24 protein-coding genes and 1 pseudogene are annotated in these 26,341 nt (G+C 64.9%); 18 read left to right on the top strand and 7 right to left on the bottom strand.

Translation table 11 applies throughout. The features are described 5' to 3' along the window. Positions 1 to 155: 155 nt before the first annotated feature. Genes A3E1_RS0129970 through A3E1_RS0129955 form a run of 4 tightly spaced genes read left to right on the top strand, consistent with a single transcriptional unit; the run spans position 156 to position 2,404 of the window. The gene (locus A3E1_RS0129970; protein WP_020524501.1) at positions 156 to 551 is read left to right on the top strand and encodes an NUDIX domain-containing protein; all 396 of its coding nucleotides are present in this window, start codon (positions 156 to 158) and stop codon (positions 549 to 551) included. After that, on the top strand, positions 548 to 1,438 hold the full coding sequence (locus A3E1_RS42835; RefSeq protein ID WP_020524500.1) for a GNAT family N-acetyltransferase: 891 nt from the start codon (positions 548 to 550) through the stop codon (positions 1,436 to 1,438). The genes A3E1_RS0129970 and A3E1_RS42835 overlap by 4 nt, the downstream gene beginning before the upstream one ends. A gap of 23 nt (positions 1,439 to 1,461) precedes the next feature. Beyond that, a complete protein-coding gene (locus A3E1_RS0129960) occupies positions 1,462 to 1,974 on the top strand; it encodes a hypothetical protein (RefSeq protein WP_020524499.1) in 513 nt (170 codons plus the stop codon). Between the two features lie 13 nt (positions 1,975 to 1,987). Next, positions 1,988 to 2,404 (top strand): PRC-barrel domain-containing protein, encoded by a 417-nt coding sequence (locus A3E1_RS0129955; protein WP_020524498.1) that lies wholly within the window; start codon positions 1,988 to 1,990, stop codon positions 2,402 to 2,404. On the opposite strand, the gene A3E1_RS0129950 is transcribed toward A3E1_RS0129955, so the two are convergent. Next, positions 2,386 to 3,657 (bottom strand): condensation domain-containing protein, encoded by a 1,272-nt coding sequence (locus A3E1_RS0129950; RefSeq protein ID WP_157631809.1) that lies wholly within the window; start codon positions 3,655 to 3,657, stop codon positions 2,386 to 2,388. The genes A3E1_RS0129955 and A3E1_RS0129950 overlap by 19 nt on opposite strands. A 149-nt stretch (positions 3,658 to 3,806) precedes the next feature. After that, positions 3,807 to 5,228 carry a serine/threonine-protein kinase gene (locus A3E1_RS42830; RefSeq protein ID WP_051105188.1) on the bottom strand — a complete coding sequence of 474 codons (1,422 nt, stop codon included), beginning with the start codon at positions 5,226 to 5,228 and terminating at the stop codon, positions 3,807 to 3,809. Positions 5,229 to 5,338: 110 nt separating this feature from the next. Between A3E1_RS42830 and A3E1_RS0129940 the strand changes: the two genes are divergently transcribed. From A3E1_RS0129940 to A3E1_RS0129905, 8 genes are all read left to right on the top strand, one after another. Beyond that, positions 5,339 to 6,457: an exo-beta-N-acetylmuramidase NamZ family protein gene (locus A3E1_RS0129940; protein ID WP_020524495.1), complete on the top strand. Its 1,119-nt coding sequence runs from the start codon at positions 5,339 to 5,341 to the stop codon at positions 6,455 to 6,457. 108 nt (positions 6,458 to 6,565) lie between these two features. Next, a complete protein-coding gene (locus A3E1_RS0129935; RefSeq protein WP_020524494.1) occupies positions 6,566 to 8,380 on the top strand; it encodes an ABC transporter substrate-binding protein in 1,815 nt (604 codons plus the stop codon). A 65-nt stretch (positions 8,381 to 8,445) separates the two neighbouring features. After that, on the top strand, positions 8,446 to 9,384 hold the full coding sequence (locus tag A3E1_RS0129930) for an ABC transporter permease (RefSeq protein WP_211216019.1): 939 nt from the start codon (positions 8,446 to 8,448) through the stop codon (positions 9,382 to 9,384). Then, a complete protein-coding gene (locus A3E1_RS0129925) occupies positions 9,381 to 10,268 on the top strand; it encodes an ABC transporter permease (RefSeq protein WP_020524492.1) in 888 nt (295 codons plus the stop codon). The genes A3E1_RS0129930 and A3E1_RS0129925 overlap by 4 nt, the downstream gene beginning before the upstream one ends. Continuing rightward, positions 10,268 to 11,263 carry an ABC transporter ATP-binding protein gene (locus A3E1_RS0129920; protein WP_020524491.1) on the top strand — a complete coding sequence of 332 codons (996 nt, stop codon included), beginning with the start codon at positions 10,268 to 10,270 and terminating at the stop codon, positions 11,261 to 11,263. Before A3E1_RS0129925 ends, A3E1_RS0129920 begins: the two co-directional genes overlap by 1 nt. Further along, a complete protein-coding gene (locus A3E1_RS0129915) occupies positions 11,260 to 12,273 on the top strand; it encodes an ABC transporter ATP-binding protein (protein WP_020524490.1) in 1,014 nt (337 codons plus the stop codon). The genes A3E1_RS0129920 and A3E1_RS0129915 overlap by 4 nt, the downstream gene beginning before the upstream one ends. After that, entirely contained in the window at positions 12,263 to 13,252 is a 990-nt protein-coding gene (locus tag A3E1_RS42825) for a serine hydrolase domain-containing protein (protein ID WP_169454462.1), read from the top strand. The genes A3E1_RS0129915 and A3E1_RS42825 overlap by 11 nt, the downstream gene beginning before the upstream one ends. Next, complete coding sequence (locus A3E1_RS0129905; RefSeq protein WP_211216018.1) at positions 13,252 to 14,343, top strand: anhydro-N-acetylmuramic acid kinase; 1,092 nt, start codon at positions 13,252 to 13,254, stop codon at positions 14,341 to 14,343. The genes A3E1_RS42825 and A3E1_RS0129905 overlap by 1 nt, the downstream gene beginning before the upstream one ends. Here A3E1_RS0129905 and A3E1_RS0129900 read toward each other — a convergent pair. Beyond that, positions 14,312 to 14,884, bottom strand: a complete 573-nt coding sequence (locus tag A3E1_RS0129900) for a DUF1684 domain-containing protein (RefSeq protein WP_020524487.1) — start codon at positions 14,882 to 14,884, stop codon at positions 14,312 to 14,314. The two genes, A3E1_RS0129905 and A3E1_RS0129900, sit on opposite strands and share 32 nt — an antisense overlap. Before the next feature lie 196 nt (positions 14,885 to 15,080). Between A3E1_RS0129900 and A3E1_RS0129895 the strand changes: the two genes are divergently transcribed. Genes A3E1_RS0129895 through A3E1_RS0129885 form a run of 4 tightly spaced genes read left to right on the top strand, consistent with a single transcriptional unit; the run spans position 15,081 to position 19,859 of the window. Next, entirely contained in the window at positions 15,081 to 15,545 is a 465-nt protein-coding gene (locus A3E1_RS0129895) for a hypothetical protein (protein ID WP_020524486.1), read from the top strand. Between the two features lie 44 nt (positions 15,546 to 15,589). Beyond that, complete coding sequence (locus tag A3E1_RS47435) at positions 15,590 to 15,751, top strand: hypothetical protein (protein ID WP_157631807.1); 162 nt, start codon at positions 15,590 to 15,592, stop codon at positions 15,749 to 15,751. Between the two features lie 4 nt (positions 15,752 to 15,755). After that, a complete protein-coding gene (locus A3E1_RS42820) occupies positions 15,756 to 18,926 on the top strand; it encodes a glycosyltransferase (protein ID WP_063825175.1) in 3,171 nt (1,056 codons plus the stop codon). A 12-nt stretch (positions 18,927 to 18,938) separates the two neighbouring features. Next, positions 18,939 to 19,859: a DNA polymerase domain-containing protein gene (locus A3E1_RS0129885; RefSeq protein WP_020524485.1), complete on the top strand. Its 921-nt coding sequence runs from the start codon at positions 18,939 to 18,941 to the stop codon at positions 19,857 to 19,859. A 9-nt stretch (positions 19,860 to 19,868) separates the two neighbouring features. Here the strand turns inward: A3E1_RS0129885 and A3E1_RS0129880 are convergent, their stop codons facing one another. After that, complete coding sequence (locus A3E1_RS0129880) at positions 19,869 to 20,309, bottom strand: VOC family protein (protein WP_020524484.1); 441 nt, start codon at positions 20,307 to 20,309, stop codon at positions 19,869 to 19,871. A gap of 323 nt (positions 20,310 to 20,632) precedes the next feature. Continuing rightward, positions 20,633 to 21,175: pseudogene (locus A3E1_RS48620) on the bottom strand (M23 family metallopeptidase); the annotation flags it as partial. A gap of 154 nt (positions 21,176 to 21,329) precedes the next feature. On the opposite strand from A3E1_RS48620, the gene A3E1_RS0129870 reads away from it, so the two are divergent. Next, complete coding sequence (locus tag A3E1_RS0129870; RefSeq protein ID WP_040392236.1) at positions 21,330 to 21,959, top strand: M23 family metallopeptidase; 630 nt, start codon at positions 21,330 to 21,332, stop codon at positions 21,957 to 21,959. Between the two features lie 26 nt (positions 21,960 to 21,985). Here the strand turns inward: A3E1_RS0129870 and A3E1_RS0129865 are convergent, their stop codons facing one another. Next, the gene (locus A3E1_RS0129865; protein WP_157631806.1) at positions 21,986 to 22,831 is read right to left on the bottom strand and encodes a hypothetical protein; all 846 of its coding nucleotides are present in this window, start codon (positions 22,829 to 22,831) and stop codon (positions 21,986 to 21,988) included. Between the two features lie 97 nt (positions 22,832 to 22,928). Here A3E1_RS0129865 and A3E1_RS0129860 point away from each other — a divergent pair, with 97 nt between their 5' ends. Next, positions 22,929 to 23,732 carry a hypothetical protein gene (locus A3E1_RS0129860; protein ID WP_157631805.1) on the top strand — a complete coding sequence of 268 codons (804 nt, stop codon included), beginning with the start codon at positions 22,929 to 22,931 and terminating at the stop codon, positions 23,730 to 23,732. A 3-nt stretch (positions 23,733 to 23,735) separates the two neighbouring features. On the opposite strand, the gene A3E1_RS0129855 is transcribed toward A3E1_RS0129860, so the two are convergent. Continuing rightward, a complete protein-coding gene (locus A3E1_RS0129855) occupies positions 23,736 to 26,297 on the bottom strand; it encodes a BTAD domain-containing putative transcriptional regulator (RefSeq protein WP_020524479.1) in 2,562 nt (853 codons plus the stop codon). Positions 26,298 to 26,341 lie beyond the last annotated feature (44 nt).

Genomic DNA, 26,341 nt, shown 5'->3' with positions numbered 1-26,341 from the left:
ACGGCTCATCTCGTGAATCAGGGCAAGCTGACGGCCCAAAGCGGCAGAAGCGATACGCCCTTCCGCGACAATCCGCTCAGCCACATCCACAAACCAAAGCCTAGAACACAAGTACGACAACAACACTGCGGATATTCGCAAGGCATGATCGTCAGATGACAGAACGAAGGCGTGCGGCTGCGGCGATTATTCGCGACGGCAAAGTGCTGATGGTGCGGGAACGTTCAAAGAGCGGCACGGGCCGCCACGACGGACCGGTTTACTGGACGCTTCCGGGCGGCGGTGCTCAAGAAGGCGAGACCGACGAACAGGCCGTTCGCCGTGAGGTGGCTGAGGAAGTGGGCCTCACCATCATCTCCGCCACGTACATCCGGGACGCGCACTATCCCTCTGGGATGACCGCCGTCTTCGCGGTGACGGTCGCCGATGGCGAACCCCGGCTTGGTGCCGACGATCTTCCTTGCGACTGCCCGCGGATGATCGGCCTGGATTGGATGCCACTGCTAGACAAGGGTGTCCTGCCTGCCATGCTCATCGAATGGCCAACATGAGATCGCAGCGGGCGGCGCGGCTGGATGACGCATCAGCGATTCACCAGTTGATGGGGGCGAGTTCACGGGACCTTGACGGGATGGTGGAGGTGACGCTTGAGCGTGTCATCAGCGACCTGCAAAGGCCGGCGATTCAGCTGGACAAGGACACCTTGCTCGTGCACGACCACGACGGCCGCCTTATCGCCCGCGCGTGGGTGCACCGGGGAAGGCGGGCCGAGGTCACGGTTCACCCGGCCAACCGGGGCCAGGGGCTCGGGTCAGACCTGCTCGCCTGGGTGGAGAAACGCGCGGTAGACGTGGGCAGTGAGCGGCTCGGCCAGACCATCTCCGACGCCGATCACGGTGCCGCCGCGCTTCTGAGCTCGCGTGGCTACGAGCCGAAAGCGACCCAATGGCGTCTGGAAATCACGTCCAGCGAACCGCCAACGCTGCCAGCACTCGATGCCATCACGGTCCGTTCGTTTCAAGTGGGCGATGAGTATGCCGTTTACGAGATGGTCGAGGAAGCGTTTAGCGATTGGCAGCAACGCCGCCGCGACTTCGAAGAGTGGTCGCACGAGACGATTCGCCGGCCGGATTTCGCGCCTGCCTTGTCCCCGTTGGCTTTCCGCGAGGGCCAGCTCGTCGGTGCCGTGCTGTCGCTCGACGATCCGGCTCAGCCCGAGGGCTATATCGAGCGGGTGGCCGTTCACCGAGACCACAGGCGCCAGGGCATCGCCCAGTTGTTGCTGCGGCAAGCTTTCCGGTCCTACTACGAGGCCGGCAAGCAAACCTGCTACCTGTATACGCACTCCGAGACCGGTGCGGTAGCGCTCTACGAACACGTTGGTATGACCGTGCGTACCACCGCCACGCATTTCAGCAAGGCTCTGCGTTTTGAATAGACCCCAGGGGGTACGCCCTGAGGATGCCGCACTATCCGATTAACCATCGCCTGAGCGGAACCTATCGCGTGCTGACCGTGGCGGTGTCGTTGCTGATGCTGGTGTGGGCCGTGATCGGCGTGGCGCAGACGAGGGGCCAGGCCTTGTTCCGGGACGAAGGCGCCACGGTGCTCGGTCTCAGGGCTGGCCTGGGCATGTTCCTGCTGGCCGGCCTCGCGGCCGGAGTCGTGCTCGTGAGCATGCTGCTCGGCCGGGGCCGTCAGCACTTCCTGACGGAGGGCGCTGGCGCGTTCGTGATCGTGCTCGGCATGGCTGGGCTCACGTTGCCCTCTTTTCTCGGCGTCGGCGTCGCTGGCTGTATCGCCGCTTTCCTTGCCGGAAGCTTCCTGTTGCTCGCTGGCATGTACACCAAACCTGGCACCCAGGCACAGGCCAGGGCCGAAGAGGTGTACCGGCACAGCAGCTATGGGCGGGTCGCGGAACCCGCCAAACTGATTAGCTCCCCCCAGACCAAATCCGGCGAAGTCAACGATTGACTGGAGGAAAACGATGCAACCGTTCACTCCCTGGGCCTGGCGTGATCCGGCGTGGTTCATGGGCATCCCGCCTGTGGACGAACCGGAGCTGACCGAAACGGCCCGCCGTGGGCACGCGGATCTCACCGGATACGAAGTTGAAGCGACCGATGGTTCGATCGGCGAGATCGACGAGGCCAACCACGAAACGGGCAGTGCCTATCTCGTGGTTGACACTGGCCCGTGGATCTTTGGGCGGAAGGTGATTCTGCCCGCTGGCACGATCGAGCGTGTCGACCACACGGACCGCAAGGTCTATGTGGACCGGACGAAGGATCAGATCAAGGACTCGCCACCTTATGACCCGGAGACCTTCGGCAAGCCCGACTACCGCTCCGAGGTTGGCTCCTATTACGAAGAGACCTACCGTAACTATCCGCCAGCCATGTGACGGCTGACAGCGGTGGAGGCGGCCGGATCAAGGGCGGCCTCCACCGTCACGGCCTCCATTTTGGACATGAGTTCCTTGAGATCGTCGAGGGCGAAATAGTGGGTGTCGGCCTCAGCCGTCACCTGGATCTCGCCATTGATCTCGTCGAAATTCACCATCAGCTTCTCGTTGAACAGCCGCAGCTCGGCTTCCCAGAGCAGGCTCGTTTCGCCAAGGGCCGCAATGATTTCCTCCGGTGCTGGCGGCAGATCGAGTGGTGCGCTCGGTGCCATGCCACGCCGGTCGTTGACGAAGTGTGCGAGGTCTAGCCGCTCACCACGCTCCGCGTTGATGCGGTTGAGCAGTTCGTCTCGGGCGCGCGGGTCGTAATAGGCGAACTTAGCGGAGTTGATCGACGCCTTACGTGCCCGGTCGATTGCCGAACCCAGCGTGATGTCAGCGACGTCGATGACGCACAGCCCGTTCTGATTGAGCGGACTGACCATATCGGACAGTCCCGGCCGGAACCGGTTGTTCACGATCGTTTGCGCGACATAGGGGTTCGCTCCCGTCAGCCGCGCGAGCCCGACCGCCGCGGCGGCAAGGAGCACGGGGCCGGTGTCGACCTGGTCGCGGACTGAAATCGCTTGCAGCGCAAGCAACATAGCGCGCGATTTCCAGCATATCTGCTGGAAGCGCCCGCTCGCGGGAGGGCTGGCGACAGCGGGGAAGCGGATAGTGGGAATGGCCCGCAAGTGGGTGTCCCAGTAGCGCATCGCCGAGTCGGTGTGGCGTTTGGCGGCCGGGCTTTGCTGCCACGAAGCGAGTTCCAGCGGCTGGATGCCCATGTGCGGGGCTTTGGGCTCAAGGGTCACCGGGTCGCGCTCGTGCAGTTCGCGCAACATGGTGCCGACACCAACAGCGTCGGCGGCGATGTGGCAGAGCATCGCGATCACGTGCGTAGCCACGCCGTCTTTGCGCATCACCGCCAGCCGCATCGGGAACTCGTGCTCGTAGTCGTACTTCGTCGCGCGCCATTGCGCGAAGAGGGCTTCGGCCGCTTTCTGCGGATCATCATCGGTGTCGTGGACCTCGACCCACGTTTCACCGGAACCGGCGACCACTTGCGTGACCTCACCGTCGGGCCCGAATGCCAGGCGGGTGCGCAGCGCCTGGTAGCGGTGCAAGAAGAACCGCAGTTCCTCGGCTTTGTCTTGCGGTGTGTGCCCGGCCGGCATGGGAACCACGCCGCCAATGCCTAAGGACGAGTCCATTTCGACCATGGCCCGCCATAACTGCTGCTGACCCCAGGTCAAGGGGCCAGCGGCAGAGCTTAAATCTGAGAAGGATACGACGATCCGTTCAACCATGCGCGACATGGTTCCATAGGAATAGGCGCCTTCATAGATGGATCGGCCGTTGGCTAGTCGTCATCCTCATGGTCGTCGCCGCGGCCTTTGCCCTTACCTTTGCCCTTGCCGCTGGAGTCGCTTTCTTCAGCGACGAGCACCACGGCCGGGGCGCCGACCAAAGTGGACGTGCATGACGAGCCGTTCCAGGCGAAGCTGGCCGGAAGGGCGTTGAGCGCGCTGTAGGTGCCCGACAGCTCGATCCGCTGCTGGCCTGGGTTCGGCTGGACCACGACCTCGCGCCCGCTCTGGTCCCAGTGCGCCGCGGCCGCCTGGGTCATGTGCTGATCACCCGGCCACGGGAACCGCAGTTGCGACGCGGGGCCAGTTTCCGTGCTCTGCACCGTGACGTTGGCGGCGAAGTTCGCGCCATCGTCACGGGTCACCTGAAACGTGACGTGGCAGGCCGCCGGGGGAGGTTCGGCGGCTGCCACGGGTTCGTGCCACTGCGGTCGCGGGCGGTCCGCGGACGACATCGCGGCTCCTGAAGCGGCGAGCACGGCAGCGGTGCCAGCGATGGCGACCAAAGCGGTGCGGCGCTTGCGCTTAGGGCGTTCTGCCTGCGTGCCTTGCCAGGCGAGCACGTTCGTCTTGGTTTCCTCGCGGGCGGCGCTTGTGGCTGGAAGCACCGAGATGACGGCTGATCCGGCCAACGTGGACAGACGTGTTGCCAGCTCAGCACTGTCGGGGCGGTCGGCTGGCTCCTTGGCCAGGCACTCATAACACAGCTGCCGCAGCTCATCGGGAAGGTCTGGATCGTCCGGCAGTTCCGTGGGCGTCAGCCAAAGGTGAGCCGTGAACAGTTCTTCGGTGTCCCCGGCCGCCCAGGGCAAGGCGCCGCGAAGGCAGCGATAGAGCAAGATGCCGACCGCGTATACGTCTACGGCTGGTGTCACGTCGGCTTGCCGCAGCCGTTCCGGTGCCACAAAGGCAGGGGTACCGAGCATCTGCCCGGGGTCTTCCGGCTCGGGTTCGCCAGCTAGCGCCGAGATGCCGAAGTCGAGAACCTTGACGCCTGAGGACGTGAGCATGACGTTGTTGGCAGTGACGTCACGGTGCACGATGCCGCGCTCATGGGCGGCGGCTAGCGCCATGGCGACCTCGGCGCAGATCGCGGCGGCCTGCTGCCACGGCAACGTCTGCCCATCACCCAGGACCGAACTAAGAGTCGTTCCCTCCACGAGTTCCATCACCACATACGACGGACCGTAGTCATGCACTGTCGTCAAGTGAGGATGCGACAAGCGGGCGGCCGCTTGAGCCTCGGCTCGCAGCCGCTGCCGGAACGCGGCGTCCGCCGCGAGCCCGGGAGCAGGGACTTTGATCGCCACCTGACGTCCCAAGACCTCGTCATAGCCCCGCCACACCACCGCCATGCCGCCTGAGCCCAATTTCTCGACTAGACGGTAACGGCCACCAAGGAGATTTCCGGCCATGACATCGAGGTTCCCTTTGTCGCTGAAGCTAAACGTTGCCGCCTGTGTCCGTATTTGGCGTCCGGCGAAATTGTGGCTGGCTTGTAGGGCCGCCTGAGCACAATGGCGGCGTGATAACGACCGGCCTTGATCACCTTGCCGAAAACGGCTTCAAGTCCCTGCTCGGCCAGCGGGTAGGGGTCATCTCCAACCCCTCCGGTGTGGACCGTCGTTATCGGCATCTGGTCGATTTGCTGCATGCTCACGGCGTACCGGTGAAGGGGATTTTTGGTCCCGAACATGGGTTTCGTGGCAGTGCCCAAGACGGGGCGAGTGAGGGCACCGCGATCGATCCCCGGACCGGGATAACGGTCTTCGACGCGTATGGGGCCGACGAGGACAAGTGGGCGCAGATGTTCGCCGACTCGTCGGCCGAGGTGATCGTCTTCGATATCCAGGATGCGGGAGCGCGGTTCTACACCTATATATGGACGCTCTACGATGCGATGAGCGCGGCGGCGAAGCTGGGTTTGCGGTTCATTGTGCTGGAACGACCGAACCCCTGTGGTGGCAAGGCTTCCGGCCCGGTGATGCAGCCGGGATTCGAGACGTTCGTCGGGCGCAAGGCGATCGCACAGCAGCACGGGATGACAACGGGCGAACTCGCGGGGTTCTACAACGGAGAGTTCCTGCCACGCGAGCTCGACCTGGAAGTGGTGCCATGCCTCGGGTGGGAGCGGGAGATGACCGGGCGGCTGGAGGGGGTGCCGTGGGTGGCACCGAGCCCGAACCTGCCTACGCCTGAAACCGCTTTGGTGTACCCGGGGACCTGCCTTTTCGAGGGCACGAATCTTTCCGAGGGCAGGGGCACGACACGGCCGTTCGAATTGATCGGCGCCCCGTTCCTGGACTACCGGTGGGCAGACGGGCTGGATGTGTCCGGAGTGGACTTCCGCGAGGCTTATTTCGTGCCCGTGCTCTCGAAGTTCAGCGGTGAATCCTGTGCGGGCGTGGAAGTCAAGCCACACAACGGTTTTGACGCTATCGAGACCGCTGTCGCGATGCTCATCGGCGCACGCAAATATGAAGGCTTCGCGTGGAAAGAGCAGTGGATCGACAAGCTCAGCGGCTCATCGCGGTTGCGTGACATGGTTGACGCCGGCGCTGATGAAACTGAGATAACTGAGTCGTGGTCGGACGAATTGACCGCCTTCGAGCTGCGGCGACAACCGTACCTGCGGCATCCATAGTGGATCTAGGAGGAATTTTTTAACGAAACGGAGTCGTTGTTCGTAACTTATTGACGAGCCAGCCGCGGGAGGCATAACCTCACGCCAACTTTTCCCTCAGGAGGTGTTGTGAAGAGGTCAGTCATTGCTGTCGCAACCGCACTGTCGCTGGTGCTCACGGCCAGCGCATGTGGTGACAGCAAACCGCAAAAAGGCGGTGGCACCTACACGACCATCGACGGTAACCACGCGATCGACGCACAGGCGCCGATCAACCCATATGCAGGCAAGGGCAACGCGTTCAACGGCTACAACGCGATTCCGCTGGGGTTCCGTAAGAACCACATGACCGACCACAACCAGCACTACCCGGCGATCGCTGAGAGCTGGCAGGTCAACGCGGACCAGTCCGAGATTACGATCAAGATCCAGCCGAACGCCAAGTGGTCGGATGGCACCGACGTGACCGCCGACGACATTCAGGTGTCGGCAGCCGTCGCGTTCACACAGGGCGGTGGCGTTTTCCAGGTCACCCCAGGCACCACCGGCGCCCTGGGCGAACTGACCATCGTGGACAAGAAGACCGTCAAGTTCACGCAGGCGGCAGGCGCCCGCAACAACACCTTCCTGTTCAGCGTGCTTTCCCTGTGGGTGCTTCCCAAGTCGGTGTGGGGCCCACAGTTGCCAGCCGATTTCTGGGACAAGGTGAAGCTCGGTGGATCCGCGGACCCGGCCAAGGCTGACGCCGCGAAGGCCGCCCGCGACGAGATTTCGGCTCTGGGTAAGAAGCTGATCGCGTTTGGCCCGGCCAAGGACGTGACCGCGGGCCCGTTCGTGCTCGAGAGCGTCAACGCCAGCGAGGCGATCCTGGTCAAGAACACGCACTACTTCAACGCTTCGAAGATCGGCCCGGAGAAGGTGCGCCTGCGCAACTACACCGGCAACGAGCAGATCTGGAACTACCTGACCGCTGGCGAGCTTGACTCGGCGCCGTTCACCGCGACGCCGACCAACGTCGTGGAGCAGATCCTCAAAGTCAACGGCAGCAAGCAACTCAAGGGCCTGTCGCACGTCAGCGGCGCGCTCGCGTTCAACCAGAAGTTCGAGCCGTTCAACAAGGTCGAAGTGCGCCGCGCCCTGGCTTACCTCATCGACCGGGCTCAGGCGACGAAGGTTGGCTCGCCCGACAGCGGCAAGGCCGCCGAGACGACGCACGGCATGATTCAGGAAGCCGCCAAGTCGTGGATCGGTGAGGCCGAGCTGGCCAAGCTCAACCAGTACAACCTGGACAAGGCCAAGGCCGAGACGCTGCTGACGCAAGCCGGGATGACGAAGAAGGACGGCAAGTGGATGCTGGCCAACGGCCAGCCGTTCTCCTTCAAGATTCAGGCCCCCAACGGATTCTCCGACTGGATCGCGACCGGCAGCAACATCGCCAAGCAGCTCACCGAAGCCGGCATCGCCGTCGAGGTGCAGACGAGTGCTGACTTCGCCGTCTACCAAAAGGAAATGGCCGAAGGCAAGTACGCCGTTGGCTTCTGGCTGATCGCCCTCGGGCCATCCACCTACAACGCCTACGCCCGCCTATACGGTGCTGCCAACGGGTGGACCGCGTTCGGTGGCAAGCTCACCCACGCCGCGCCTGGCGAGAAGGGCAACTGGATCGGCTCACCGGAGACCGCCACGATCGAGGGTGCCGGCACCGTCAACCCGGGCGAGCTGACCTATCAGCTCAGCCAACTGCCGGTGGACCAGGCCAAGGACACCATCCTGAAACTGGCCAAGTACACCAACGACCAGGTTCCGATGATTCAGATCTGGAACTACGTCAACGTTCAGTTCATCAACGAATCCCGTTACACCAACTGGCCCGAGGCCAACTGCGAATGCCTGCGCCTGTCCCATGGCGTGTGGATGCAGCTCGGGTATATCCAGCCGAAGTAATGATGACGGGTTTCGCACGACGGCTCGCGGGTCACTTGACCCGCGGGCTCGTCATGATCTGGGTAGTGACCACCTTCACCTTTGTTCTCATCCGCTTGATGCCTGGCGATCCGGTCCAGGTGCAAATCGAGCGGAACATCGCGATGGGCATGCCGCCCGACCAAGCGGAAGCGGCGGCGGCGGTCACCTATGGTTTCGTCCCGCACGGGCCTATGTGGAAGCAGTACCTCGAATACATGGGCGGCATCCTGCGCTTCGATCTCGGGGTTTCCGTTGAGTCACAAGGTGTTCCCGTGGCGGACCGGGTGCTCGGCGCGATGCCGTGGACCGTGGTGCTCGTGCTCACGGGCATCCTCGTGAGCTTCCTGATCGGCGTGGTCCTCGGCGTGATCGCGGCGATCAAGCGGTCCACCGTGGTCGGTCACAGCCTGTCGATCGCTGGATCGCTGCTGCACGGCGTGCCACCGTTCGTCATCGGCATCATCCTCGCCGCGTTGTTCACCAGGCAATGGCGCCTGTTCCCCAGTGGCGGGGTCTACAACGCCGACGAAGTCGCCCCAGGACTGTATTTCGACTTCATCGGCAACGTGCTCTATCACGCGGCGCTGCCCGCTGCCGCCTATGCCCTGGCGACCTATGGCGGCTGGCTGCTGGCGATGCGCTCGTCCGTGGCCAGTGTGCTCGGCGACGACTTCTTGCTCGCGGCTGAGTTGCGTGGGCTGACGTCGCTGACCCGGTTCCGTTATCTGGCAAGGAACGCGATCCTGCCCTTGTTCACGGTGCTGGCGATCTCGTTCGGCCTCGTGTTCGGCGGGTCGATCTTCATCGAGCGGATCTTCAACTATCCCGGTCTGGGCATGCTTTTGTTCTCCAGCATCGGTTCCCGGGACTACTCGATGATGAGCGGCGCGTTCTTGATGATCACGGTCGCGGTAATCGTGGCGAACATCCTGGCCGATTTGCTCTACTCGGCCATCGATCCCCGGGTCAGGAGGCAGGCATGACCGAGCGGGTCGCGAGAGTTAGTGTGCGCAAACAGTTCTGGCGCGGGGTGTGGCGTGCGCTGCGGCGCCGTCCGAGCCGGCTCATCGGGCTGTTCATCGTGCTGCTGTTCATCTTCATGGCCATCGCTGGCTCATGGTTCTATCCAGAACGCCTGCCCTATGACGCCGAGAACATCTATGCCCCGATCAGCTGGGAGCATCCACTCTCGACGGACTTCGAGGGCGTCGATGTGCTCGCTCTTGTCATTACCGGTACTCAGGGAGTCCTCCTCGTCGCCGGCGCGGCCGGACTGCTCACGATGCTCATCGGTACCGCCGTGGGTCTGTACTCCGGCTACAACCGGGGCATAGGCGATTCCATCCTGATGCGCATCGCCGACTTCGTGCTGACGATTCCGGGATTCCCGTTGCTGATCGTGCTCACGACGACGATCAGTCTCGGCTCGTGGTGGAAGATGTCGCTCGTCTTAGGACTGATCGGCTGGGGCTCGCTCGCACGGGCGGTCCGGTCACAGACGCTTTCCTTGCGAGAGCGCGGATTCATCGAGGCCGCACGCGGGCTGGGATTGCCGACCCGGCACATCGTCACGAAGGAATTGCTGCCTAACGTGGCACCGTTCATCGCGACGAACCTGCTGATGGCCGTCACCGGATACATCTACGCCCAGGTCGGTCTCTACTTCCTGGGTGTGCTGCCGATCGACACCTCGAACTGGGGCGTCATGCTCAACGCGGCCGTGTTCCAGTCCGGTGCCCTGATCTCACCTGACGCGCTGCCGTATCTGCTCGCTCCACTCGGGGCGATCCTCTTGCTGACACTCGGCGTGGTGCTCATCGTCGACGCGCTGGAGGAGATCTTCAACCCACGGCTGCGGGAGAGCTGATGACGATAACGATGGTCAAAGCGCCCGCGGTTTCCATCAGTGGCCTCACGGTGGCCTACAAGACCGATGCTGGTGAGCTGCCAGCGGTGTCCCAGGTCGACCTGGAGCTCGCGGCGGGCACGATCACGGGACTGGTGGGCGAGTCAGGGTCGGGCAAGTCAACGCTCGCCTTGTCGTTGCTGGGCGCGGTGCAAAAGCCGGGCCGCGTCACGGCTGGATCCGTTGTCGTGGACGGCATCGGTGACATGGCGAAACTGGCCGGCGAAGAGCTGCGCACCGTCCGGGGTGCCAAGATTGGCTACGTCTTCCAGGCCGCGCAGAACTCGCTAAACCCGCTCAAGACGGTGGGCAAGCAGCTGCTCGATCTCGGTAAGGCGCATAAAGTCCGTGATCTCAAGGGACTGCTGAGGCACGCCAAGGATCTGCTCGACCGGATGGGGCTCAACGCCGACCGCGTGCTCGACGCCTATCAGCACGAGCTGTCGGGCGGCATGCGCCAGCGCGTGGGCATCATGTTCGCCTTGGTGCTCAACGCCCACGTGCTCGTGCTCGACGAGCCGACCACGGCTCTCGACATGATCACGCAGGCGAACATCCTGCAGATCGTGCGCGACGTCCACAAGGAACAAGGCTTGACCACGCTCGTCGTCACACACGATGTCGGGGTCGTGGCCGAGGTCGCCCACAAGATCGCTGTCATGTACGGCGGGCGGATCGTCGAGCACGGGCCGGTGACACAGGTGCTCGCCGAACCACGGCATCCGTACACCCGCGGTCTTATCCACGCGATTCCACGGCTGACCGGCGATATCAGTGCGGCGAAAGCACTTCCGGGCACGCCGCCGACCCTGGGCACGATTCCCAAGCAGGGCTGCGTGTTCCGGGAACGGTGCGCGCTGCGCATGGAAGTGTGCGAAACCGTTGAGCCACCGGCTCAGAGGATGCTTGACGGGCGCACGGTCGCGTGTCACGCGGTGAAGGAAGGCGCGGCATGATCGAGGGCCGGGGAATCACGAAGACGTTCCACACCAGGGGTGGAATGCTGGCCAGTAAAACGGTGACCGCGTTGCGGGGAGTGGATTTCGCCATCCCGCGCGGTGGAGCGGTCTCGTTCATCGGCGAATCCGGTTGCGGCAAAACGACTTTGGGCCGCATCCTGGCCGGGCTCGAACCGCTCGAAGGCGGCAGCCTGATCATCGACAATGTGGATGTCAGCGCGCTCAAGCCGAAGGCACGTGAGCCCTACTTCCGCAAAATCCAGCTGATTCACCAGGATCCATATTCGGCGCTCAACCCGACGCGCACCATCGAGTCGACGTTGCGTGACCCGTTGCGGTTGCGGGCAGCCCAGACCGGGCGGCCCGAGTCGTGGGTGAACGAGCAAACCGAACACCTGCTGTCGCTGGTCGGGCTCAACCCCGGCTATGTGCTGCCGCGCTATCCGCATCAGCTCTCGGGCGGCATGCGCCAGCGGGTCGTCATCGCCCGTGCGCTAACGGTCGAGCCCGAAGTGCTCGTCGCTGACGAAGCCGTGTCGATGATTGACGTGTCGCTGCGCCTGGGCATCCTGGCGCTGCTGCGCTCACTGCGCGAAACCCTTGGCGTGTCAGTGCTTTTCATCACCCACGACGTCGCCACGGCCCGCTACATCGGCTCGGACGGTGAGCTTTACGTGCTCTACCGGGGGTCCGTGGTGGAGCGCGGGGCGGCGGAAACGGTGCTCGCCGGGCCGGTTCACCCGTACACCCAATGTCTGCTGTCGGCGATCCCGGTCCTGCACGGGCTCGAAAAACCGGGACCAGACCGGCTCGTACCCAATGAGCCGCTCGACGAACGCAAAGAGCCACCGGGCTGCCTGTTCGAACCCCGTTGCCCCTTCGCGACCGCCGCGTGCGCGCAACGCCCGCCACAGCTTGGCCGGCTGGGCGACACCATCCAGGATCACGCGTGCCTCTACCCGGCTACCCGTCATGTGGTGGCTGTCCCCGCCGGTCATGGACACTGAGCTACGGCGGATTCTGCTCGCGCATAGCGGCGGTTACAGCGCCGCCGCGGCGGTTGTCGTGCACCGTGGTGAGACGGTGGCTTCCGCGGTGACCGGGCAAACCGCGTTCTCGCATGGTTTCCCGGTCACCCCGGCGACATTGTTCGACTTGGCGTCGCTGACGAAGATGTTCGTGACGGTGGCGGCGTTGCGCGTCGGACCGTCCACGGTGGACCTCGACGAACCGGTCGCCCGCTGGCTGCCGTCGCTGAAGGCGGGCGAGCAGATCACACCCCGGCAGCTGCTGACGCACACGTCAGGCCTGCCGCCCGTGATCGACCTGGTTTCGCTGCCGGACAAGGAGTCCCGGCTAGCGGCACTGTTCGATACGCCGTTGAGCACGGCGCCGTTCGACTATTCGTGCGTCGGGTTCATCGTCTTAGGACTGCTGCTGGAACGAGCGACGGGAACGGGACTGGCCTCCCTCGTGCACGAAGAGGTCATCGCGCCCCTGGGCTTGTGCAGCACGGGCTATCTGCCGGACGAGGCGCACGCGTTCGCGGCGACGGAGTACCAGCCGACGCTCGGGCGTGGGCTCGTCAGCGGCATCGTGCACGACGAGACGGCCTGGTCGCTCGGGGGAGTGGCCGGAAACGCGGGCATCTTCGGCACTGTCGGCGAGCTGGCCCGCTTTGGCGAGGCACTGCGCGATGGCGAGCTGTTGCCTGAGAACGTCATGGCCGAGATGACCCGCGACCAGCTGCCCGCGCACGTCGACCCAGGTTTCCGGCATGGACTGGGCGTCCGGCTAAACGCACCGTTCATGGGGCCGCTCAAAGGCTTTGGCCACACCGGTTTCACCGGGACGTCCTTGCTCGTCTCTGAGGAACACGAGCTGACTATCGCGTTGCTCACCAACCGGGTGCACCCGCACCGGGACCTGTCCGACGTCTCGCAGCTGCGCATCGACGTGGCGGAATGGGCCAGCCGATGCGTGTGATGGGGATGATCTCAGGAACGTCGCACGACGGGATCGACGTCGCGGTCGTGGACTTCACGCTTGACGGCACGCTGCTGCACGGATCGGTTGTCCACACCGGCTGCGTGCCCTACTCGCGTGAGCTGCGTGCGCGGCTGCGCAGCGCCCTACCGCCCGCGGCGGTCAGTTTCGCGGAAGTCTGCGCGCTGGACACGCTGATCGGGCAAGCGTTCGGTGAGGCGGCCCGTGGCATCGACGCCGACCTCATCTGTTCACACGGGCAGACCGTCTATCACTGGGTTTGCGGCACCTCCGTGCTCGGAACGCTCCAGATCGGACAGCCCGCCTGGATCGCCGCAGCGACCGGGCTGCCCGTCGTGTCCGACCTGCGTTCAGGCGACGTCGCGGCGGGGGGACAAGGTGCGCCGCTGGTGGCGCTCATGGACACCTTGCTATTGCGGGGGATTCCCGGCCGGGCTGCCGCCTTGAACCTTGGCGGGATCGCCAACATCACGGTCAGCGGTGACCCGCCCGTCGCCTATGACACGGGGCCGGCCAACGCGCTCATCGACGCCGCTGTCTACCGCATCACCGGCGAGTCCTATGACGCTGACGGACGGCTGGCACTAGCGGGCACGGTCGACGAAGGACTGCTCAAACACCTGCTGAACGAGCCGTTTTACGCTCTGGACCCGCCGAAGTCCACCGGCAAGGAACTGTTCAACGAGGCCTACTTGGCCGACTTGCCCTTGGACAATCTCGTCCCGACACTGACCGCCCTGACGGCGGAAACCGTTGCCGGGCAAGTGTTGCGCCACGACGTCGACACGCTTGTCGTCTCGGGCGGGGGCTGTGCCAACCCGGCCCTGATGGCGATGCTCCGTGACCGTATGCCCGGCGTGGCCTTGGTGCCATCGAGCCAGCTCGGTGCGCCCGAGAACTTCAAGGAGGCCATCGCGTTCGCGTTGCTGGGGTGGATGACGGCTCACGGGCTGCCGGGCAATGTACCGTCCTGCACGGGCGCCACACGCCCGGTGATCCTCGGATCGGTAACCGGCCGCCTGCCGCTGCGTGACGCTCTTATGCCGAGCCAGCTTCGCCTGCGCGGATAGGTGCGTCAAGCCAGTTTTCCCTTGGCGCCAAAGGGCAAACCCACGCGTCGCTATAGGCACACGAGGGGTTGTAGGCGTAGTTGAAATCCAGCCGGGCCACGCCTGGATTCACGATCGTCAGCCCGCGGCCGAACGTTCCCTTGACCGTGTCGGTCAGGTAACGCCCGCCGCCATAGGTCTCGGCGCCACACGTGCTGTCGCGAAACGGCAGGAACAGGCCGCCGCCGTAAGCCATTATCCACCACAGGGTGAGCGGGCCGAACGGTGTGCGCAGGATGGCCACCCGCTCGTATGTCACGTCACCGTCGGTGTCGCCCGTGCCGATCGTCAGGCTGCCTTCGGCCGCCTCGATCGTGGCCTCGACGATGAACGCCGGATCGGGCGCGAAATAGCGCGGGCTTTCCCGCGTAGGCGACTGTGGATGGGTGTGGAACAGCTGCTCACGCCCGGCACGGAAGCCGTCTATGTCCACATCGGACAGATAGAGTGCCGCGACCTTCTGCCGCCAGTCCGCCAGCTCCAGCACCGCCTGCGTCGCCATTTAGCCGATCCTACCGGGACCGGCCGGGGCAAAGGTGCCACCGCCGGCCGCGCCGTTAGGATCTAGAACAAGAGATTTGCTGGGGTACTCCGTTAGGATCTTCATCGCCTTGCCATGAGACTTCCCCTCGGGGGTAGTGCACCGGCGGGGTGAGTGAAAGGCCCTGGCTCCCGTGCGAACATTAGCATTGGGAACCGTGTCCTCGGTCGCTACGCTTCACCTCCTCCGGACGCCCGATTTGCCCATTGTGGTGGCAGCGGGACCGTCCGGTCTGCTGGCCATGCTGCGAGATATAGGCGCGGAAGCCGACGATGAGTATTTCTGGCCCGGCGAGCACCTCCTGTTCGTGATCCAGCAGTTGTGGAACCGCGACCAGGTCTCGTTCTTCTCCTCGCTCTACCCGCAGGAGGAGCGGGCGCTCAACGATGACGCTCGCGTGACGTTTCTCATTGGTGAGGAACATCGCGAACTGCTGCCGCGGCTGCAACCGTCCCTTCAGGACAGTTCCGAGCTGGCGAAAGGCCTGGTAGCAAGGGGTGTACGCAGTGCCGAAGCGAGACTGGCCGCTCGCGATGCCGTGACGTTGCTGTGTGAGCAGATCGCCGCGTTGCCGCCCGGGTGCCTGCTTGTGCTGCATGTGGCGCCGACAGACATGTTGTAGGCTGCACAGGCTTTGCTACTGGGGACACGGGGTTGGGTAGAGCTTTGAAACATCAGTCCAGTGCCCGGATTTTCGCTGATCCGGGTGGGCGCCGCCGTCATGTTGTCATCACCTTCGGGGTATTGGCCGCCGGTGCGCTAGTCGCGTGGCTGGTCGCTGTCGTTGTCGGCTTGGCAGGAGCTGTAAGCGGGCCGGCCGGTATCTAGCGATATGGTTCAGCGGCATCGTTCGCTGCGTCCGCGTGCGCATTGGCTGCTGCTCGTGCTCAGCGTGCTCAGCCTCATCCTGGCGCTCGTGGCGGCAGGTTTCTCCCGGCCGCGCGAGAGCGGCACCAGCGCGACGGGTCTGTTCACCATCAACAGCGCCGCAGAGGCACTGGCCGGCCCGGTTGTTGACGTCACCGGCACGCAGGTTACCGCCCAGCGTTTGCCGCCGCGCACGGTCGCGCTGACGTTCGAGGACGGTCCCGATCCTGAGTGGACGCCAAGAATCCTTGACTTCCTTGCCAAACATGGCATCAAGGCGACCTTTTTCGTGGTGGGAAGCAGGGCGAGCCAGCACCCGGAGCTGGTTAGGCGCATCGCCGCTGAAGGTCACGAGCTAGGGCTGCATTCCTATAACCACGCTGACTTCGCCCGCATGTCTTCCTGGCAGCGCCGTTTGCAACTCGCGCTCAATCGCGACGCCGTGGCACGGGCGGCCGGCGTGGATGTGCGGCTCGTGCGGCTGCCGTTCTCGTCCACGCCGGCCACGCTTGACCGCGATTCCCTTGCCGCGGTTAAGGAAATCGGTGGCTGGGGCTACCGGGTCGTGCTCGCTGATCTCGACTCGATGGACGCGCAACAGCCTGGTACCAACCTGATTGTCGTGTCGGCGGCACCGCTGGCTGACAACGGCGCCGTGGTGCTCATGCACGACGGCGGCGGCAGCCGTCAGCAAACGGTGTGGGCGCTAGAAACGCTGGTGCCGGCGCTGCAAAAGCGGGGGTACAGCTTCACCACCGTGTCCGGTGCGGTCAGTGGCGGGCCGGTCACGGGCCAGGCGACGGACAGCCAGCGAGCCCGCGGTGAGGCGGCCGCGATCGTGCAATCGGTCTCGACCGTCGTGGCGGACGTGCTTTTCGTGCTGCTGGTCGCCGCCGCGATCCTGATCGCGGTCCGGGTGGCGATCCAGTTTGGCTGTGCGTGGCTGCACAAACGCCGGCGCCCCAAAGCCGCTGACCGTGATTTCACCCCGCCGCTGTCGGTCATCGTGCCCGCCTACAACGAGTCAGCTAACATCGCCGCGACGGTCATGTCCTTGGTGGCGACCCGTTATCCGGGGCTCGAAGTAATCGTGGTCGACGACGGTTCGGCCGACGACACGGCCGATATCGTCGCGCGCCTTGGATTGCCGGGAGTGCGCCTGATCCGGCAAGACAATGCGGGAAAGCCCGTAGCGTTAACGACCGGCATCGCCAATGCCAGCAATGATCTGCTGGTACTCATCGACGGTGACACCATCGTTGAGCGCGAAACACTGCACTTGCTCGTGCAGCCGTTCCAGGATCCAGCGGTCGGCAGCGTCGCCGGCAACGCGAAGGTCGCCAACCGGGCCGGGCTCATCGGCAGGCTGCAGCACGTCGAATATGTCGTCGCGTTCAACCTGGAGCGGCGGGTCTTCGAGATCGGCGACTGCATGCCGACCGTCCCCGGGGCACTAGGAGCCTTCCGCCGCAAGGCTTTGCAGGACGCCGGTGGCATCAGCACAGCGACCCTCGCCGAGGACACCGATCTCACGATGGCCGTCTGCCGGGCGGGCTGGCGCATCGTTTACAAAGACGACGCTTGCGCCTGGACGGAAGCTCCGGGCACGTGGCGTTCCCTGTGGCGGCAGCGATCGCGCTGGAGCTACGGCACGATGCAGGCGATGTGGAAGCACCGGGCGGCGGTGCTGGAGCGTGGAGCCAGTGGCAAACTGGGCCGCCGGGGGCTGCTGTATCTGCTGGTGTTCCAGATCCTGCAACCGTTGCTGGCTCCCATCGCTGACGTCTATCTCGTTTACAACCTCGCTTTCGAGCCGTTCAGCTGGATCGTGCTGATGTGGGCGGGGCTGACCGTGCTGCAGCTGGCTATCGCGATCTACGCCTTCCGGCTCGATCACGAACGCCCCGGTCCACTGTGGACCCTCGTGCTGCAGCAGATCCTTTACCGGCAGCTCATTTACCTGGTCGTCATTCAGTCCGTGGTGGTCGCTCTGGTGGGCTCGCGGGTCGGGTGGCACCAGCCTGCTCGCAGCGGGCACGCCGCGGCCCTGGCTGACAGTTCCGATCTGGCCGATCAGGTCAGAAAGCAGCAACTGCGGCGCAAACGCAAACGGTCACCACGATGGGCCCGGGCGTCGGTGTGGGTGGGAACACTGCTCATGGCGATCAGCGGCGGCACCATCGTCAGCGCGCAGGCACTGATCGCCGGGCTGGAAGGCGCGGTCAACCAGGCCGACCTGCTGGGGTCGGCGGCGACCTTCCACAATGGAGGATCGGGTGGCCTGCAAACCGGTGCGCCGCTTAACGTTCTGATCGCTGGACTGGACTGGCGCAAGGATGAGCCAGGCCCGATCCGGGCGGACAGCATCATGGTCATGCACATTCCGCGTGAGCGCGATCGTGCCTACCTGCTCTCGCTGCCGCGGGACACGCTCGTTGAGGCACCGCCCGCGCCACGGCTGAATTTCCCGGGTGGCCGCACCAGACTGAACGCGGCGTTCGCCATTGGGGCGGGGCCGGAGCTCAGCCGAGTACACGGAATGCGTTATCTGGCCGAACGAGTGCGTGACCTGACCGGCCTGCCCGGGTTCGACGGCGCTTTGCTCATTGATTTTTACGGGTTCATGGAAGTCATCAAGGCGTTCGACGGCGTGGACATCTGCGTGGACGCGCAGACCACCTCTATTCACACGGGAGTGGTCTATCAGCCGGGCTGCACGCGCATGGACGCGACGTCGGCATTGGACTATGTGCGCCAGCGCAAGTCCCTCAACGATGGTGATTACGCGCGGCAGCGGCATCAGCAGCAGTTCATCAAGGCGATCGTGAACGAGGCGACGAAGTCCAGTGTGCTGACCGATCCCGCCCGGCTGGACCAGATCGTGCGTTCGGCGGGCAGTTCGATGACCGTGAGCACCGGCCCGGTGAGCCCGGTCTCGTTCGCGCTGGAGTTGCGGGCGATCAGCGGTGAAGCCATCTCGATGATCCGCATGCCAGGCGTCCCTGAAACGGACAGCCAGCAGCGCTACCTGGGGGAGCAGCTCACGGACGACGCCAAGGGCCTGTTCGCGGCGCTGCGGACGGGGGAGTTGCCCGGTTATCTTGCCGCGCACCCGGAACTCGTCGCACCTTCGTGAGAGGGTGGCAGAGTGAGCGAAGACGTCACCCTGACGAATCTCGATCAGCCACTATTCGAAGGGGCCACCAAACGCGATCTCGTCGAATACCTCGACGCCATGCACCCGCAGCTGTTGCCGGTCCTGCGTGACAGGCCGCTGACGGTGGTGCGGATCCTGCGGGGGCAGGGTCCCTTCATGCAGAAGAACTTGCCGAAATACACGCCCGAGTGGGTGGCTTCGGTGAAACTGTGGGCTGACAGTTCCCAGCGTGAGGTCCGTTACGCCCTTTGCAACGATCACCGGACCCTGCTGTGGTTCGCCAATCAGCGGGCGGTGGAATACCACACGGCATTGATCCCGCTAAGTGGGCACCAAACGCACCTGATCATGGATATCGACCCGCCGGAAGGCGGCGATTTCTCGGTCGCGGTGGCCGGGGCCCGGCTCGTGCGCGAAGCCTTGCGGCAGTGCGGGCTCGACGGCGCGGTGAAAACCAGTGGTGCCAAAGGACTTCACATCTTCGTACCCATTGAGCCCGCCCCCATCGAAGACGTCGCCGCCGCGACCCGTGCCGTCGGCGCGCGTGCCGAGCGGCTTGACCCCGAAGTGGCCACGACCGCGTTCCTGCTGGAAGACCGGCACGGCAAGGTGTTCCTGGATTCGACGCGGGCGGCGGGCAACACTGTGATCGCCGCCTACAGCCCACGGTTGCGGCCAGGGTTGCCGGTCTCGTTCCCGGCCGGGTGGGACAACCTCGACGGCATCACGCCAGCGGATTTCACCGTCCGCAATGTCCCCGCCCTTCTTGACGGCAAGGATCCGTGGGCGGAGCAAATGCCTGAGCCACAACGTCTTCCGGCCGACCTAGTCGCCGAAGGCCACACGATCCCGATCGCGCGGGTGGCCGCCATGCACGAAGGGAAGCGGCGGGCGCGTGCCCGCCGCACCTGATCCGAATCGTCACGCTGAGGCGTGCGCGTCCTCCAGCGCCTTGACGTCGATCTTGCTCATTTTCAGCATGGCCTGCTGCACGGCGCCGGCCTTGGCGGGATCGGGGTCGTTCATTAGTTCCATCAGCTGGCGCGGAATGATCTGCCACGACACGCCAAATTTGTCCTTTAGCCAGCCACATTCACCAGGCTGACCGCCGTCGGCGGTGAGACGGTCCCATAGCTCGTCGACTTCTTCCTGTCCCGTGCAGTCGACGAATAGCGAGAAGGCCTCATTGGGCTGGTAGTGCGGCCCGCCATTGAGGGCCATGTATTCCACGCCGTCGAGTTCGAACGTGACCACCATGGGGTTGGCGCTGGTGACACGAGAGTTCTTGATCAGCGTCACGTACAGGTTCGCTGCTTCTTCGGCCTGGTTGTCGAACCACAGGAATGGCTTCACCTTGGACATCTCATGCTCCTCTTCTAGGGCTTCCTATACCTTCGTCGAACGAGCGAGACGGGATTCGACAACCCGGCCAAAGAATATTTCTAGCAGAGGGGAACGCCCGGGAGCTGCGCCGCCGGATGGTCGATGTAGATGTTGGTGATGAAGCCTGCCGGTGAGGCGAGCTTGGACCACCAGTTGTTGCTGTAACCCTCGGCGTTGACCCAGTCACCTTGCTTCTGGCAGATCACGCGTACATAGGTCGGCCCCGCTAGCGTGGCGACCACAGGCGCGGCCAGCCGGGCGTCGGAGCGCACGCGCACGCCACTTCCCCAAGTCCAGAAGTTGGTGCCACCACCACAACCGTTGTCACTGGTGATCGCCTTCTGGCCGTAGGAACCGGGATAGGGAGCCAGCGACACGCCATTGATGTGGATGGTCTGGCCGACCCCGTTGTAGAGCTGCTCGTAGTGGATGTGCGGTCCGCTGGAGTTTCCAGTGGACCCAGTCGTGCCGATCTGCTGCCCCTGCGACACGGCCTGGCCGTGCCCAACCGAGTAGCCGGCGAGATGGAAGTAGTACGTCTTCCAGCCGCCGCCGTGCTCGATGACGATGTAGTTCCCCGCGCCACCAGCCTGGTAGTACCGGTATGCCGTCCCGGAAGCGGACGCGAGCACCGGGCTCAGATTGGTGGTGCCACCGTCGTTGCGGACAAAGTCGAGGGCCAGCCGCACTTCAGCGCTGTGATGGCTGTAGGTCCAGCGTTGTCCGCAAGCGAACGGGGCTTTGAAGTTGGGTGCCGCCATGGCCGCCGGTGGGCTGACCACGACCGCCACCGCGGAGGCGGCGACCGACAGAAGGACGGCGGCAAAACTTCGCCAAGCGCGCATGGGGGTGTCCTTTCCATAACTGGAGCGTTTGCGCTTGGCGACAACCTAAGGGTGCACACATATCGATGCCGGACAGCTTCGGCTATGGGTGAAACATGCCCCGTCCTCCTATTTGGAGAGCCTGGTGGTGGGAGCGTGGTTGACAGCGTCTGCCATGCTCGGGCGGGTGACCACCCGCAAGCGCGCCATCCTTCTCGTGCTGGCATTTGCCACCGCCGCCGTCGTGATCACGGCCGCGTTCATCGTCGTGCCGATGTTGCTGCCGCCCGGCCCGCGGCCGCTGTTTCAGCTCCCGGTCGCCTGTGGCGAGACCTGGCAGCTGAGCACCTATCCCGGCCACGATGACTTCGACGTGGACTTCTATCCCACCGAAGGGGAAGGCTGGGGCCGGCCCGTGCTGGCTTCCTTCGATGGCACGGTGTCGGAAGCGGGAGTCAACGGCTCGGTTGGCGGCCGCACGCCTGACAACCCGAACGGCCCAAAGGGACGCGGCGGTGGTTACCTGGTGAAGATCGACCACGGCGGCAAGTGGCAGACGCAGTACCTGCATCTCCTGGAACCGCCGCTGGTGACGGAGGGGCAGAAAGTCGTTCAGGGTCAGCAGATCGGCCGCCTCGGCAGCACCGGTAACTCCGGGTTTCCGCACTTGCATTACGAACAGCGCCGCGGCTGGGAAAAGATGGAGACCTATTTCGACGGTCAGCCATCGGGCATCACGACTGACGATCGCGAGTACACCCTCAAGCTGAAGAGCAACAACTGCCCGGCCGGCGCCCGTAAGTGAGCACCGGCCGGGGCAGTGGCCATCTGTTAGCCGACGCAGATCGCCATCACCCTTGAGGTCCAGTTGCCGCCGAAGTTGCCGACTTCCCGGACGACTGACTCGCCCGCTGTCAGCTGTGGCCGTGGGTTCAGGGTCGCGATCGATGCCGCGCCCAGCGCCCCGTTGATCTCGGTGCCTACCGCGGAAACCTCAGTTCCGGCAGGGCACGCCGGGGTCGTCATCGTCTTGGGTGAGATGGAATTGCTCGCCGACAGCGACGTCTGCAGCGACCGTGTCAAAGGGTCGGCGCAAACGGCCTGCACGGTCAGCGTGTAGTTGCCCACGGCGGCGTTGTCGTAGGCTGTCACGCTGAGCGAGGTGAGCGCCGCATTGTATTCCACCTCATCGATGGAAACATTGCCGAACGCGTTGTCGAGGAGGTATCCGCCACCGACGATGTTGTCCCCGGCCGGGCAGACCGCGGTTTCGGTCTTGTCGCTGTTGTTGAAGGCGGACGTGATTTGCACGATGCTGCGGTTCGTCAAGGCGCCGGCAGGTGCGCACACGGCGAACACTTCCACACTCCACGCGGCGGCGGTCGCTATCGCTTCGATGCCCGAAGCGGTCGCCACTGTCCCGGTTGGATCGAAGTAGGCGCGCGTGAGCACCACGTCGCCGGCGCCGTTGTTGATGCGCCCGCCGACGCTGAGCATGTCGTCGCCGGCGGTGCAGCTGACGGAGACGTTCTTCGGAGAGGTGCCATTCGCGGCACTGATGTTGTCGACCCGGTAGAGGCCAACGAGGGCGTGTGCCGGCGTCACCGTGCTGATCACGACCGCCGAACTGGCGAGGGCAAGCAGCGCGGCGAACCGGGCGGCGAGTTTGTGTGTCATGCCGCGAAGGGTCCGTGAGGTGGTCATGGCGCCATCACGGAACGGTCAGCGCGCTCACCATGACGCCACCGTGACGGGTGGGCCGATGATCGGGCACATGCGAATACTGACCGCGGCAGCCGCCTTCTTGGCCCTCCTAGTCGTGCCCGCACCAGCGCAGGCGGCTCCGCTGCCGTCCTGGGTCCAAGACGAGACCAGTCTCGCTAACGCGCAGCTAAACAAGACAGTGACCGCCTTGTGCCCCGGCGACAGAGTGGTTTACGGGGCCGGTGGCTGGACCTATCCGGGTGGGCAGATCCTCATGGGAGTGGTGCCGAGCGCGGATCTGTCATCGGTAACCGTGTCGGCGCGGCAACGGCCGGGTGGCAGCGGGGACTGGGTCCTGGGCGCCCGTGCGGTTTGCGGGCCGGCCGGACCCTACCGCCGTGCCGCCATGGGTTCCGGGTCAGCGTCCGTTGGCTGCGAAGGCACTGACATCGTTTACAGTTCCGGGTTCCAGATGCTGAGCGCGGGCGTTGTGCGTGGCATCGTGCCGACCCTGGCGGCCACTGAGGTGAGCGCGACGGCCGACGTCGCGGCGTTCGCGATCTGCGGTGAGCGGATGCAGAGCCAGCAGCGAACCCCGGCTGTGTCCGCTTTGGACGCTAGCCAGAGCAAACTGGCCATCGCCGGTAAGCCAAGCGACATCAACTACGACTGGGGCAGTGCCATCTTCGGCGGCGGCATTCTCATCCGCGACGACACCGCATTCGTTGACGGCTTCACCCCAAACGCGACTCTCGACGCCTTCCAGGCCCGCGCCTTCAAACCTGTGCTGCCGCAAGGCATCGCGCTGCGGGTGGAGTCAGCCGATGACTGGGACACGGTCGTCTTCAGCACCTGCATCGGCCACTGGTACTAAACGTCAGGCCAGCGACGGCTGGACCCCAATCGCGCGCATGGCTTGCTCATAGCGGCCTTGCGCGCGTTTGGCTTCCCCGTGCTGACCGCTGGCCGCGAGGGCGTCGATGAGGTCAAGATGTGCGGCCTCGTCATAGGGGTCCATGGCCAGCAGTCGCAGGAGATGCCCGACCGTGGCGGCGACGTTGCCCTGCTTACGTTCTCCCCAGGCCAGCAACCGCAACGCCGACAGGTAGGCGGCACGGGCCTCCTCCCGTAGCGCGCTCGCCCACTCCGCGTAAGGGTCGTCATCGAACACATCGGCCCGGTAGGCCTGAACGGCGACAGACAGCAGCCGGGTCGCCTCACCGGGCAAGCCTTTGTCCCACAGCCGCCGGCCGTGCGCGGTGTCGCCGAGAAAGTTCTCGACATCGATGTGCAGGTGAGCGATCTGCAGCCGCAGGCACGACTGATCCGCGGCCAGGAAGTGGTCGGCCGGGTAGGCGCGGGACGGATCGAGCACCCCGCGAATGATCGATAGCAGCACGGACAGCCGGTGCCCCGTACGCGACGGATCGTCATCTGGCCACAGCAGCTCCGATAGCTCGCCGCGCGGCACCGGCCGTCCACGGCGGGCGACCAGTATGCGCAGCAGGTCGCGTGCCTTGCGGGACTGCCACTGTGCCGGCGGCACCACCTCTCCGCTCAGCCAGACTTCGAAGCGCCCGAACGCTCTAATCTCGACGGTGCTCGCGTCCTTGTCGTGCCCGGGGATTCCGGCCGTCGCCAGCACTTCCGCGGCCATCAAGGACGCGAATCGCTCGTCGGCGCTGGCGTACGCGAGCGCACCCATGCTGGACTGCACGCGGGCGGCGTGCACGGCGCATCCGGCAGCGGTCCATATAGCCAGTGCTTCCCGCAAAGCTGACCGTGCGCGCTTCACCTCGGTCTCGCTCGCGGCCCGCAACTCCAGACACTCGGCTAGCCCGACGGCGTAACCCTCGTCGCGCGCGATCGTGGTGCTTTCCTCGGCGATCGCGGCCGCCGCGGCCGGGTCTCCTGCTCGCAGGGCGACCCAGCCCTTGGCGACCAGAGCCTGTACCAGAAGGCGGCCGGAGGCGAGCTCGACCGCCTGCTCCGCCACCGTCGCCGCGGCGGTGAGATCTTCGGCCAGGTGCGCTCGTGCTAGCCCGGCGAGCGCTCCAATGTGGATATCCCGCTGGCCGGTCTGCTCGGCTAGCGCGATCGCCGCTTCGAACGCGGACCGGGCCTGCTGCGTCCAGCCGCGCTGGCGGTAGACCTCGGCGAGCCCAGCTTGCGCGGCAGCGTTGCGGCGCGAGCCCATGCGGGCTGAAAACGCTTGCGCCCGCTGGTATTCACGGATCGCGTCATCGAAGCGGCCGAGCATCATCAAGATGTCGGCCTCGTTGTGTACAGCCACGAGGCGCATGTTGGAATGGCCAGCCGCCGTCGCGCATTGCCGTGTCCGCCGGGCGGACTCAAGGGCTTCCGGAAACCGGGCCTGCCCGATGAGCCGGAATGTTTGGGTCGTCAGCACCCGCGACCTGATGACGATGTCGCCGGACTCTTCGGCGATAGCGAACGCCTGGCCCAGCAATTCGTCAGCGTCGGCGGCATTGCCCGCGACACTGTGACACAACGCCAAACTGATGTAAGCGGTCGCTTCCGCTGCGGGCTCTCCCGAGGTCACCGCGTGTCCACAAGCGATAGTCGCGCTTCGCGTCGCCTCGGCCACCCTGCCTAACTGCAGCTGGGCTGAGGCTTTCCACGCCAGCAGCATGGCCGAGTCCGCGGTGGCCGCGACGTTGTCCGGTGCGCGGCCGAAGGCCTCAAGCGCCGCCAGCGAGTCGCCCCGATGATAGTGAATCTGCCCCATTCGCCAGGCCAGAGCCATGTCCCACACCGGCTCGGCGTCGGCCACGACGGCATAGGCCTGTGCGGCTTTCAACGGAGCGCCTAACGTGCGCAGCGCGTCGCCGAGGAGCAATTGCCTGGCGCGCGTGCGGTCGCCAGGGGCCAGACGGGCCAGGGTTTCGGCCACCAGCGCCGCGTGCCCTTGGGACAGCAGCTTGGCGCCATGTGTGTCGAGCAGCTGTCCACATTGGACGAGGTCGCCGGCCAGCGCGAAGGTTCTCAAAGCCGGGGCGGTCAAACCCCTTTGCTGGTACCACGAAGCCGCGAGCGATAGCGGCGGGCTCGCCTGACATCGGTCCTGGCAAAGGCGCGCGATCACCGGAACCACCGCGCCACGGCGCAGCACTCCAGCCGTGATCAGTTCCTGAACGAGCGCGCCCTCGTGGCCGAGTGCCTCAGCGAGGCCGGGGCTGATGGGCGATAAGCCGGCCACATCGTCGAGCAGGCGCCGGGCCGACGGTGACAGGCAGGCGAGCACGTGCTGGTCCACATAGGCCGTTACCGGGCTGTCAGCGGCGGTGAGCCAGGCCAGCAGCGGCAGCGGCGTCTCGTGCGCGGTCAGCAAGCCGGAGGCGATCTCGGCGAGTTCAGGCCAGTCCGCGGTTAGTTCTTGCACTTGGTCGGCTAGATCAGGGGGGAGGGCCGGCACCATGCGTTAAGCGTGGGTGCCGGCCCGCGTGGGGACAACGGAACACT

Source organism: Catelliglobosispora koreensis DSM 44566, assembly GCF_000379685.1.
GTDB lineage: Bacteria > Actinomycetota > Actinomycetes > Mycobacteriales > Micromonosporaceae > Catelliglobosispora > Catelliglobosispora koreensis.
Note: the sequence above shows the minus strand (reverse complement) of the source record. Positions and strands in the feature narration are given on the sequence as shown.

Bases quoted from the DNA above. Each gene is read 5' to 3' on its own strand.
- A3E1_RS0129920 (WP_020524491.1), top strand. From the start codon at position 10,268: ATGACGATAACGATGGTCAAAGCGCCCGCGGTTTCCATCAGTGGCCTC.
- A3E1_RS0129900 (WP_020524487.1), bottom strand. From the start codon at position 14,884: ATGGCGACGCAGGCGGTGCTGGAGCTGGCGGACTGGCGGCAGAAGGTC.
- A3E1_RS0129950 (WP_157631809.1), bottom strand. From the start codon at position 3,657: ATGGACTCGTCCTTAGGCATTGGCGGCGTGGTTCCCATGCCGGCCGGG.
- A3E1_RS42830 (WP_051105188.1), bottom strand. From the start codon at position 5,228: ATGGCCGGAAATCTCCTTGGTGGCCGTTACCGTCTAGTCGAGAAATTG.
- A3E1_RS0129915 (WP_020524490.1), top strand. From the start codon at position 11,260: ATGATCGAGGGCCGGGGAATCACGAAGACGTTCCACACCAGGGGTGGA.
- A3E1_RS0129970 (WP_020524501.1), top strand. From the start codon at position 156: ATGACAGAACGAAGGCGTGCGGCTGCGGCGATTATTCGCGACGGCAAA.
- A3E1_RS0129905 (WP_211216018.1), top strand. From the start codon at position 13,252: ATGGGGATGATCTCAGGAACGTCGCACGACGGGATCGACGTCGCGGTC.
- A3E1_RS0129880 (WP_020524484.1), bottom strand. From the start codon at position 20,309: ATGTCCAAGGTGAAGCCATTCCTGTGGTTCGACAACCAGGCCGAAGAA.
- A3E1_RS0129860 (WP_157631805.1), top strand. From the start codon at position 22,929: ATGCGAATACTGACCGCGGCAGCCGCCTTCTTGGCCCTCCTAGTCGTG.
- A3E1_RS0129865 (WP_157631806.1), bottom strand. From the start codon at position 22,831: ATGACACACAAACTCGCCGCCCGGTTCGCCGCGCTGCTTGCCCTCGCC.
- A3E1_RS42835 (WP_020524500.1), top strand. From the start codon at position 548: ATGAGATCGCAGCGGGCGGCGCGGCTGGATGACGCATCAGCGATTCAC.
- A3E1_RS42820 (WP_063825175.1), top strand. From the start codon at position 15,756: ATGGTTCAGCGGCATCGTTCGCTGCGTCCGCGTGCGCATTGGCTGCTG.
- A3E1_RS0129870 (WP_040392236.1), top strand. From the start codon at position 21,330: ATGCTCGGGCGGGTGACCACCCGCAAGCGCGCCATCCTTCTCGTGCTG.
- A3E1_RS0129955 (WP_020524498.1), top strand. From the start codon at position 1,988: ATGCAACCGTTCACTCCCTGGGCCTGGCGTGATCCGGCGTGGTTCATG.
- A3E1_RS42825 (WP_169454462.1), top strand. From the start codon at position 12,263: ATGGACACTGAGCTACGGCGGATTCTGCTCGCGCATAGCGGCGGTTAC.
- A3E1_RS0129855 (WP_020524479.1), bottom strand. From the start codon at position 26,297: ATGGTGCCGGCCCTCCCCCCTGATCTAGCCGACCAAGTGCAAGAACTA.
- A3E1_RS0129925 (WP_020524492.1), top strand. From the start codon at position 9,381: ATGACCGAGCGGGTCGCGAGAGTTAGTGTGCGCAAACAGTTCTGGCGC.
- A3E1_RS0129960 (WP_020524499.1), top strand. From the start codon at position 1,462: ATGCCGCACTATCCGATTAACCATCGCCTGAGCGGAACCTATCGCGTG.